Annotated in this window: 6 protein-coding genes; 3 read left to right on the top strand and 3 right to left on the bottom strand. The window is 70.0% G+C overall.

All coding sequences use genetic code 11. The features are described from left to right. The first annotated feature begins 185 nt into the window (after positions 1–185). Together LLH23_00790 and LLH23_00785 are read left to right on the top strand one after the other, a co-directional pair. Complete coding sequence (locus LLH23_00790) at positions 186–1,901, top strand: ABC transporter ATP-binding protein/permease (GenBank protein ID MCE5237012.1); 1,716 nt, start codon at positions 186–188, stop codon at positions 1,899–1,901. Further along, a complete protein-coding gene (locus tag LLH23_00785) occupies positions 1,894–3,753 on the top strand; it encodes an ABC transporter ATP-binding protein/permease (protein MCE5237011.1) in 1,860 nt (619 codons plus the stop codon). Before LLH23_00790 ends, LLH23_00785 begins: the two co-directional genes overlap by 8 nt. Before the next feature lie 23 nt (positions 3,754–3,776). Here the strand turns inward: LLH23_00785 and LLH23_00780 are convergent, their stop codons facing one another. The 3 genes from LLH23_00780 to LLH23_00770 are packed head-to-tail and all read right to left on the bottom strand — an operon-like array spanning position 3,777 to position 7,218. After that, entirely contained in the window at positions 3,777–5,387 is a 1,611-nt protein-coding gene (locus LLH23_00780) for a C25 family cysteine peptidase (protein ID MCE5237010.1), read from the bottom strand. Between the two features lie 23 nt (positions 5,388–5,410). After that, entirely contained in the window at positions 5,411–6,154 is a 744-nt protein-coding gene (locus LLH23_00775) for an SDR family oxidoreductase (GenBank protein ID MCE5237009.1), read from the bottom strand. 32 nt (positions 6,155–6,186) lie between these two features. After that, positions 6,187–7,218 carry an alcohol dehydrogenase catalytic domain-containing protein gene (locus tag LLH23_00770; GenBank protein ID MCE5237008.1) on the bottom strand — a complete coding sequence of 344 codons (1,032 nt, stop codon included), beginning with the start codon at positions 7,216–7,218 and terminating at the stop codon, positions 6,187–6,189. A 177-nt stretch (positions 7,219–7,395) separates the two neighbouring features. Between LLH23_00770 and LLH23_00765 the strand changes: the two genes are divergently transcribed. Next, positions 7,396–10,788, top strand: coding sequence for a heparinase II/III-family protein (locus LLH23_00765; GenBank protein MCE5237007.1), 3,393 nt, complete (start codon positions 7,396–7,398; stop codon positions 10,786–10,788). The last annotated feature ends 1 nt before the right edge of the window (position 10,789 follow it).

Here is a 10,789-nt window from a genome sequence, read left to right as displayed (position 1 = left end):
CCCCCGCCACCCGCCGCCTGTTCTAGCGCGAACCTCCGTAAGTCGGTACCAGACGGCACGGGCCTCAGAAGATGCCAAAGTATTGTTGACAGCTAAGAGGTTGATGCCTAAAATAGTTTGGTATCCATAATATCAGGATCGGACTGAGTAGTCTCGTGAGTTCCCTGTCGCGACTTATCACCTATATGCGGGCGTACTGGGTGGCCGCCGTGCTGGCCCCGCTGTTCATGGCGGTGGAAGTGGCCGCGGACCTCGCCCAGCCGCGCCTGCTGCAGACCATCGTGGATGTCGGTCTGGCCCGCGGCGATCTGCCCCTGGTGCTGCACACCGGCGGCTGGATGATCGGCGTCGGCGTGATCGGGCTCATCGGCGGCGTCGCCTGCGGGGTGTTCGCCACCATCGCTGGCCTGGGCTTCGGCGCCGACATCCGGGGGGCGCTGTTCCGCAAGATCCAGTCACTCTCCTTCGGCAACCTCGAGCAGCTGGAGACCGGCCGCCTCATCACCCGGCTGACGAACGACGTGGACCAGGTGCAGGAAGCGGCGCAGATGTTCATGCGCGTGCTCGTCCGCGCCCCGCTGCTGGTCGTGGGCAGCCTCATCATGGCGATCCTCACCGACCCCCAGCTCTCGCTGCTGCTCGTGGCGCTCAGCCCGCTGCTGCTGCTGACGCTCACCACCGTCAGCCGCCGCGGTCATGCGCTGTTCCTGGCGTTGCAGGACCGCCTCGACCGCGTCAACACCGTCATGCAGGAGAACCTAGCGGGCGTGCGGGTGGTCAAGGCCTTCGTTCGCGAGGATCACGAGCAGGCGCGCTTCGGCGACCGCAACGAGGACTACATGGCCGCCTCGGTGCGCGCCTCCACCCTCGTCGCGACCGTCATGCCCATCATGATGCTGCTCATCAATCTGGGCACGGTCGGCGTCATCTGGTTCGGCGGCTGGCAGGTGCACGCCGGGCGCGCACATATCGGCCAACTGCTCGCCTTCATCAACTACCTGCTCCAGATGCTCTCCTCGCTCATGATGGTCGGGATGCTCGTCATGCGGGTGGCGCAGGCCGACGCCTCGGCCGAGCGCATCCTCGGCGTCCTGCACTCCGAGCCGGAAGTGCGCGACCTCCCGGACGCCGCGCCGCGTGAGCTGACGTGCGGCAGAGTCGAGTTCGACGATGTGCACTTCAGCTACGACGGCGAAGAGGCGGAGCCCGTGCTGCGCGGCGTGTCCTTCGTCGCCGAGCCGGGACAGACCGTGGCCGTCGTGGGGGCAACCGGCTCGGGCAAGTCCACACTGGTGCAACTGATCCCGCGCTTCTTCGACGTGACCGAGGGCCGGGTGCTTGTGGACAGTGTGGATGTCCGCGATGTGCGGCAGGACGACCTGCGCCGCGACGTCGTCATGGTGTTGCAGGAGACAATCCTCTTCTCCGGCACCGTCCGCGACACCATCCGGCTCGGCCACCCGGACGCCAGCGACGCGGAGGTCGAGCAGGCCGCGCGCGACGCCCAGGCCCATGACTTCATCCTCGCCCTGCCGGAGGGCTACGACACGGTCCTCGGGCAGCGTGGGGTCAATCTGTCCGGAGGCCAGCGGCAGCGGCTGGCCATTGCGCGCGCTCTGGTCTGCCGACCGGCGGTGCTGATCCTCGACGACTGCTCCAGCGCCCTGGATGCCGCGACGGAGGCCCGTCTGGTGCAGGCCCTCAATCGGCCGGGCCGGGCCTGCACGCGCGTGGTGGTAGCCCAGCGCATCGCCTCGGTGCTCACGGCCGATTGCATTCTCGTGTTGGAGGACGGCGTGATCGCCGCCCAGGGGACACACCAGGAGCTGCTGGCGACCAGCCCGGTCTACCAGGACATCGTCCGGTCGCAGCTTGGCGAGACGGGGGCGGCCCATGTCTAGCCGGCGCGAGGTCAAGGGGCTGCACGAGATGATGGGGCCGGGCCCGGGGCGCGGGCCGGGGCGCATGATGGGCGAGGTGTCTCGGGCCGAGAACGTGCCGGCCGTCGTGCGGCGGCTCTGGGGATACCTGGGCCGCTACTGGGTCGGTCTGCTCTGGGTCACGCTGCTCGTCGTGATCGGCACGGGCCTGACGCTGCTGAACCCGTATCTCATCAGTGTGGCCTTCGACCGCTGCATCGCCCCGGGGCGGATGGGCGACCTGTTCGTCGTGGTCTGGCTGATGATCGGCTCGCAGGTCCTGTCCTCGCTGGGCACCTGGGCCCAGACCGTGCTCATGATCCATCTCTCGCAGCGCACGCTGCGGGACTTGCGCCGTGACATCTTCTCCCGGCTCGCCAGCCTGCCCCTGCGGTACTTCGACACCCACCCGCACGGGGAGGTCATGAGCCGCCTCACCAACGACACGGACGCGGTCAACAATGCCCTGGCACAGACCGCGACCCAGCTCATCTCCAGCGTCCTCACGGTCCTGGGCGCGGGGGCGGCCATGGCCTGGCTCAACTGGCGCCTGGCGCTCGTGACGGCTGCCACCACACCGCTGGTCTTCCTGTTCACCCACATCATCTCCACCATGAGCCGCCAGCGCTACCGCGACCGGCAGCGGCACCTGGGTGAGCTTGGGGGGCTCATCGAGGAGACGATCAGCGGCCAGCAAGCCGTCATCGCCTACCGGGGCGAGGGCCGCGCCGTCGCCGCCTTCGACGAAGCCAACGACAACCTGCGCCGCAGCGCCACCGCCGCCGGCATCCTCATCGGCAGCATGGGCCCGGCGATGAACATGTCGCGCAACATCACCTTCGCTGTGGTCTCGGCCGCCGGCGTCTGGATGGTCCTGCGCGGCTGGGCCACCATCGGGATCGTCGCCGCCTTCATCAACTACGCGCAGCACTTCACGCGCCCGCTCAACCAGCTCGCCAACCTGTGGGGCACCGTGCAGTCGGCCATCGCCGGGGCCGAGCGCGTCTTTGGCCTGCTCGACGAGACCCCCGAGACCGCCGACGCCCCCGGGGCAGTGGCCCTCGACGACGTGCGCGGCGAGGTGGAGTTCGACCATGTGGACTTCGGTTACGAGCCCGACAAGCCCGTCCTGCGGGATGTGACCTTCACCGCCCCGGCGGGCCGGACCATCGCCCTGGTCGGCAGCACCGGCGCCGGCAAGACCACCATCATCAACCTGCTCAGCCGCTTCTACGACGTCCAGAGCGGCGCCATCCGCCTCGACGGCCATGATCTGCGGCAGATACGCCGGGCCGACCTGCGCGGCGCCCTGGGCGTGGTGCTGCAGGACACGTTCCTGTTGGCCGACACCGTGCGCGAGAACATCCGCTACGGCCGTCTCGACGCCACCGACGCCGAGGTCGAGGAGGCGGCCGCGCTGGCCAATGCCGACGGGTTCATCCGTCGCCTGCCGCGCGGCTACGATACGGTCCTGAGCGAAGCCGGCGGCAGCCTCAGCCAGGGCCAGCGGCAGCTTTTGGCCATCGCCCGGGCGGTGCTGGCCGACCCTCGCGTGCTCATCCTGGATGAGGCGACCAGCAGCGTAGACACCCGCACGGAGCTGAACATCCAGGAAGCCATGCTGCGCCTGATGCAGGGCCGCACGGCCTTTGTCATCGCCCACCGCCTCAGCACCATCCGCAACGCCAGCCGCATCCTGGTGATCGAGAACGGGCGCATCGTGGAGCAGGGGACGCACCAGGAGTTGCTGCAGGCACGCGGCGCGTACTATCGCCTCCACGAGCTGCAGTTCGGCGGCCTCACCTCAGGCGGCCCCAACCCCAGGACGGCGTGATCGGCACGTGAGCGACGGGGAGATCAGTGGGGCGCGGCGGGGAACGTCAGCGGCGCCGCCCCGACGGCGGCGGTCCGGTCGTCCCAGGCGACGACGCGGGCGAACACCGTCCCGCCGGTGAAGTCGGCGACCAGCGGCAGCCGCACCTGGATTGCCCCGTGGTCGAGAACGGGCGCCATGGAGGTCAGGATGCGGTCATTGGCCGCCCGGTAGCGGGCCATCATCGCCGTGGCGAAGTCTGGAGCGTCAGGTCTGGGCGCCGGGGGTACGGCGTGGGCCGGACGGTCGGCGGGAACGCGGAGGCTCACCCGGGCCTCTCGGGCGAAGGGCGCGGCACACTGCACGAGCACCCCGGCCCCGTCCGGCGTGGCCTGCAGGTCCGCCAGCGGCCCCGGGCGACGCAGCACCAGGGCGGGATCCCCCAGCAGCACGTAGTGCCGCACGGTGTCACGGCGAATCGGCTCAAGCGCCGGGGCGCCCTGCACCATGGCTGCCAGGGCATCAAGTTGCCGCCGTGCCTCGGACGCCTCCGGGGCCAGGAGGCCCCGCTCGGCCTCCGTCACGGCCTCCCCGAGGGTCGGGTACTCCGCCGAGAAGATCGTGCCCACCAGCGCCCGCCCCAGCAGCGCATTCCCGTACGGCTGGCAGATGCGCGTCGCGCCCAGATACGCCACCGGCCCCGCCAGGCGCTTCAGCAGCGCCTCGGCCAGGCAGTCTCCCCCCTCCGTATCCAGGGCCGCCGTCCAGCACGCCATCGCCGCCATCACCGGCAGCCCCGCTGTCACCGCCACCTCACCCGCCTGCCCGGCCTCCAGGAACGGGATGGTCCGCTGGTTCCAGGTGGTGCTGTCCAGGCCGTGCCGCGTCCCATGCCCCGCATAGCAGTACAGCAGCGCCCCCTCGTTCAGCATGCGCACGGCGTTGTCATGGAACAGCGGCGGATAGGGGCAATACGGCGAAGTGGGATTGGCGTAGGCGACTTCCAGGTCGTACGCGGGCGGCACGTTGTCAGCCAACAGGCGCGTGAGCTGCGTCTCCAGCACCCGGTCAATCATCGGCGCGCCGCCGAAGGGCCCTGCCACGAGGCGCAACCGCGCCTGCCATTCCCCGGCTGGCAGCGTCGTCTCGTAGGCGATGGTCTTGGCGACCATCACCGCCAACTCGGCGCGCGTCTGGACGGGAAAGCGGCCGACATGCAGCACCGGCTCCGGCCCCCCCAGCGTGGCGTAGTCCCAGTCATGGGCCAGATCGCGGCTTGACAGGAACTGGTTGCTGACATACGCCGCGGGCCCGGTGCACCAGGGGATGACGCACTCCGGCGGCCCGGCGGCATCACCCACCAGCAGCACAAAGCGGGTGCCCCAGTCAGCCTGGGCGTGGCGCAGACACGCCACAAGGGCCTCCGGGCCGCTGCGCCCCGGCCACGTCCGCCGCACATCCGCAAAGCGCACCAGGCCGACGCTGCGGCCCCCGGCGGCCCGATGGGCCAGGAGCGCGTTGCAGTCGCCGGCGAAGGCGTCGGCGGCCACGATCAGGTACGCTGCCTGCGCGGGCCCGCCGGGGTCAGCGATCAGCCCCGAGACAGGCTGCATGAAGGGCAGGAGCATCCCCAGCAGCGCGGCGCCGACAGTCATTCCGTGCTTCTCCGGTGGGGCGGCTATTGCATGACCTTGCCGGCGTCCACCACGAGGTTCTGGCCCGTGATGGCGGCGGCAGCCGAGCTGAGCAGGAACATCACCGCGGGGGTGATGTGACGGGGCTCCAGCAGGAACTTCAGCGCCTGCGCCTCCAGGAGGTCAGCCTGGTCCTGGGGGGTCACGTGCACACGCAGCTGCTTCTCGGTCATCACCCAGCCGGGGCTGACGGTGTTGGCGCGGATGCCCTCGGGGCCCAACTCGCGGGCCAGGGAGCGCGTGAAGCCCACCACGCCGCTCTTGGTGGCGTTGTAGAGCGTGAACGGGGCCAGCCCCAGCATGTAGTTGGTGGTGCAGATGTTGACGATGCTCTTGCCCGCCCCCGCCCGCAGCAGGCCCACGAACGCCTGCGCCACGAGCAGGTACGACCGCAGGTTCACCTGCCACATCCGGTCGCACACCTCGGCCGTCAGCTCATCCAGCTCAATGCGATCATCCAGGGCGACATTGTTGATGAGGTAGTCCACATGCCCGGCCGCCTCGCGGACGGCTGCGGCGAAGGCCTCGACCGAGGCGGGGTCAGCCATGTCGCCTGGCACGAAGTGTGCGCGCGGCCCCAGGCTCTGCGCCGCCGCCTCCCCGCGCGCACCGTGGCGCGCGCAGAAGTACACCTCCGCGCCCGCCTCGACCAGCGCCCGGCAGAAGTCCAACCCCAGGCCGTCGCTGCCGCCGGTGACGACCGCGACGCGCCCGGCGAATTCCTGCATGTGTGACACCTTACGCCTCCTGACGCGACCCCTTACGGGTTCACGACGACCTTGTTCCGCTCCGGTGTGCCCATCGTCTCCATCGCCCGGTGAATCTCGGTCAGCGGGAAGCGGTGGGAGATCACCTGCTCGGGGTCCACCAGGCCCGCGCCGATCAGCCGCAGCGCCCGCTGCATCGCCATCGGGTTCGTGCCGAAGCTGGCATCCATGCGCGCCTCCAGGAAGTGCGCCAGGCCGCCATCCAGCTCGAACGTCTCGTGGGTGGTGATCCCGAACACGTTCCAGCGCGTGCCGCGCCGCAGCAGGCTGACCATGAGCCTGACCGCCTCAATCGGCCCGGCGGCCTCGACGACCAGGTCCGGACCATCGGGCAGGATGTCATGGACGGCCTGCTTCGCGTCACCCTCCCGCGGGTTGATCGTGTGGGTGGCGCCCAGCTTCCGGGCCGTGGCCAGGGCGTAGTCGCTCATGTCCACGGCGATCAGCCGTCCCGCGCCGGCCGCCCGGGCGACCATCAGGCAGTACATCCCGATCCCGCCGGTGCCGATGATGACCACGTCGTCGCCGACCTGCATCTCCGACATGCGGATGATGCCCTTCCACGCCCCGCTGACCGGCTCGGTCTGGCACGCCGCATCGAAGCTGAGGTGGGCCGGCTTGTGGTAAAGCGTGTTGGCTTCCGTCAGCAGGTACTCGGCGAAGCTGCCGGGGCGGGTATCGTCCGGGCCGTCGCCGCCGGTGGTGTACGAGTGGGCGCAGTAGTGGGTGTTGCCCGACCGGCAGTTGGCGCATACGCCGCAGAAGCCACTGGGCTGCACGACCACCTCGTCGCCCTCGGCGAACCCGGTCACGTTGGCCCCGATCTCGGCGACGATCCCGGCAGGTTCATGGCCCTGGATGGACGGGAACTGGACATTGCGGCGAATGCCTCGGAAAGCCTTGTAGTCGGTGGCGCAGATGCCACAGGACTTGATGCGGACAACGACCTGGCCCGGTCCGGGCCGAGGCGTGGGCACTTCCTCAAGGACAAGCTGCCCAAAGTCGTGGAGTACAGCGGCTAGCATGACATCCTCCGGTCCAGTGGCGTCGTGACCGACCGGGCAGCGGACGAGCTGCCCCGGCCGGTCCGCGTAGATTGCCCGCGACCGACCCCCATCCCTTCCGGGCAGGAGCGCGCACCGGTGGCGGTGAACTGGCGGGCAGCATCACCAGCCACGCCGCACCACGCGGGGACACGAATCATGGCCGACCTCTGCCGCCCGGACCGCCGAATCGCCCTGTGGGCCGCCATTCTGCTTGCGACGGTGAGTATTGTGTCAGCGCAACGTTCGCCTGCCCTGGACTTCGCCGACTGGCAAGCCCATCGCTTCCCGGTGACGCACCCGATCACGACCATCAAAGCCGAGGACCTGGCCCGGGCGAAGGACAACATCGCCCGCTACGCGTGGGCGAAGAGCTACATGGAGTCTCAGCGGGCCGCCGCCGACGAGATTGTGCCGCTGCTGACCCCCGAGTACCTGACGACCCTGGTCGAGCGCACCACGCCCGGCTGCACGGGCCCGTGCCCGGCCTGCCGCGCCAAAGGTCTCCCGTGGCATCCCAGCGGCCAGTGGTCCTGGTCGGTCAGCAGCCCCAACCAGCTCACCTGCCAGGTCTGCAAGACCGTGTTCCCCAGCAGCGAGTTCCCCGAGAGCGTCGTCCTGCAGAGCACCTGGGACCCGGAGCAGAAGTTCGGCTTCTACGGGGGCGACACGTTCAAGTGCTTCGGCTACACCACGCGCCCCAGCTTCACCGGCATCATTCGCTCCCGGAAGATCAGCTACGTGACCGGCCAGTTGCGGACGCTGGCGCGGGCCTATGCCCTCACCGGCGAGGCGAAGTTCGCGCGCGCGACCAAGACGATCCTGCTGCGCTTTGCCGAGGTCCTGCCCAAGTACCTCGTCCGGGCCGGCTACTGCTACGGGGAATATGCCGACTGCGACCCGCGTGTGGCCGCCGAGCGCATCGGCAACCTGCCGACCGATGAGCTGGCCTACCCGCCCAACAAGCCGGACCGCAAGCTGTGGGCCGGCTACTGGGCGGCCAGTCGCATCGGCACCTCCGGCATGGACGGCTCGTGGGTGTCCACGGTCACCCAGGCCTATGACCTAACCTGCACGGCGACCGAAGGGGGCGCCCCGGTGTACTCCCCGCAGGAGCGGGAGCGCCTCGAGCGCGAGGTGCTGCTCGAGGGCGCATACCTGGCCGTCTGTGACAGCGCCATCAACAACAAGTCGGTGGGGAATCGCGCCGGGGCCGCGATGGTGGGCATGTGCGTGGGCTATCCACCGCTCGTGCACTTCGGCCTCGATGGCTTCCGCAAGACCGTGGAGGACTGGTTCCTGCCCGACGGCGGGACCTCCGAGTCGCCGGCCTATGCCATGATGACCATGGGCGGGATTGACGACTTCGGGCTGCTGTTCCGCGACGTCTCGGACCCGCCCGGCTACACGCCCCCGGCGGGCGAGGCTCGGCTGGACCACTTCAACGCCTGCCGCGACACCCGCTACGGCGACTGCTGGCAAAGTCTGATCTGGACGCTGCAGGGCAACCTGCGCTGGGCGCCGCAGGCCGACTCGTACCGCACGTCATCCCTGGGGGCAAGCTACGCCGAGCTGATCGCCGCCGAGTACCCCACCGCTCAGCACCTGGCGCTGCTCAAAGAGCTGGCCGGCAAGGAGCTGGCTTCCGGCTCGCCCGATCAGGCGATCTTCTACCGCGAGCCGGGGCTGGACACGCGCACCGGGGAGCCGTTCGTCCTGCCTGACATCGTCTTCCCCTTCCTGGCTCAGGGCTACCTGCGCACCGGCCCCAGCGGCCGTGACAGCATGGCACTGCTCAACGCCAGCGACTACGGTGGCCACCACCACTCTGACAGCCTCGACCTGTACTACTGGAAGGACGGCCGGGAGCTGCTGTCGGACCTGGGCTACCTGTGGGATCACCCGGACTCCTTCCAGACGCGCAAGACGCTGTCGCACGACACGGTGCTCCTCGATGGCGCCAACCAGCGCGGCGGCGGACGCGGTGGGAGCTTCCACCTCTTCGCCACCACCCCGCGCGTGAAGGCCATGGAGGCCTCGTCCACCGCCTACGAGGCGGCGACGGTCTACCGCCGCACCTGCGTGCAGGTGGACCACGGCGCGGCCGGTTCGTACCTCGTGGACATCTTCCGTGCCCAGGGCGGCTCGCAGCGCCAGTACGTGTTCCACGGGCCGAATACCGACGTCCAGATCGCCGGGCTGCAACTGGCTCCCTTCGCCCCGGTAGCGCGTCCCGTGCCCTTCGCCGTTCGCCTGCAACTGCCGCAGGTGAGTGAAGTCCTCGTGGACGGCGCCGAGGTCCATCAACTGCTCCCCGACGGCAAAGAGGGGCCGAACCTGGCTTCCACCCCCAGCACGGGTGCGCCCGGGTCGCATCCGGCCGGTTGGGGCTACTACAGCGGGGATGGCAAGGGCGACTGGGGGCTGGCAGCGGCGGGGCGCGACGGCGGGAACTGCGTTCGCGTGCGGGCCCTGTCGCCGCAGGAAACCGGCGCCACGAAGGGCCGCATGAACGTGGCGCTGCTGATCGGCGAGTCCGACGGCTACAAGGGGACCGGAGCGCTGCCGGGCCTCGCCAGCGGCAAGTATGTCGTGCGCTTCTGGCTCCGGGGGAACGCCCCGGCGGTGAACGTGGACTGCACGACGTGGCCCAACGACCCCGCCTCCCCGGCGGATCGGCACTCAACGGCCATCCGGCAGGTCGCCGCCACCGACGCCTGGACCCGCTTCGAGGCGACCTTTGCCATCACTGACGGAGGGCTGCAACTGGAGAACGCGCGCGAGGCCGCCGGCGGGGAGCCCTGGAGGGCCACCTGGGCTCTCGACGGGGGCTACACCTTCCTCGCCCTGGCCCCCGGCAGCCCCCGCGAGACGGTGCTGGTGGGCGACGGCTGGGGGCAGCGCGACCACCGCAACACCGATGTCGGCGCCAGGCTGCCCTACCTGGTGCGTAGCACCCGCGGGCCGGGCCTCGACCAGTTCGTGACGGTCTTCGCGGGCTGCGCCGCCGGGCCACCGCTGGTGCAGACCGTGCGGACGCTGCCGCTGCCCGAGGGGGCCCCGGCGGGTGCAGTCGCCGTCGAGGTGCAGACGACGCTGGGCGCCGACGTGGTGGTCTCGATGCTGAGCCCCCAGGCTCTCACCGTCACCACGGCCCTGGGGCCGGTGACGACGGACGGCCGCCTGGCGGCGATGCTGGGCGAGGGCAACCGGCCCACAGCCGCCTGTCTGGTGGGCGGGAGCAAGCTGGCTCTGGCCGAGGCCACCATCTCCTGTCCGACGGCGCTCTACAGCGGCAAGGTGCTGGAAAACGCCAGCGGGCGTGGGGAGTCGCACTACGTGCTGGAGGGGAAGCTGGAGAGCGCGGCGGGCCTGTTGGGGCAGACGCTGCTGGTCCAGGACGGCGCCCACCAACGTGCCTACCCCATCCGTGCTGTGGAAGCGGCCGGCGAGCAGACCAAGCTGTACACCAAGCGCGACGGTGTGGGGGTAGAGGCGCGTCCCGGCACGACCTGGGAGTTCCTGCCCGTCGCCGCCTGGGAGCGGAAGTAGG

Source organism: bacterium, assembly GCA_021372615.1.
Lineage (GTDB): Bacteria > Armatimonadota > Zipacnadia > Zipacnadales > UBA11051 > JAJFUB01.
This window is presented reverse-complemented; position numbering and strand designations above follow the sequence as displayed.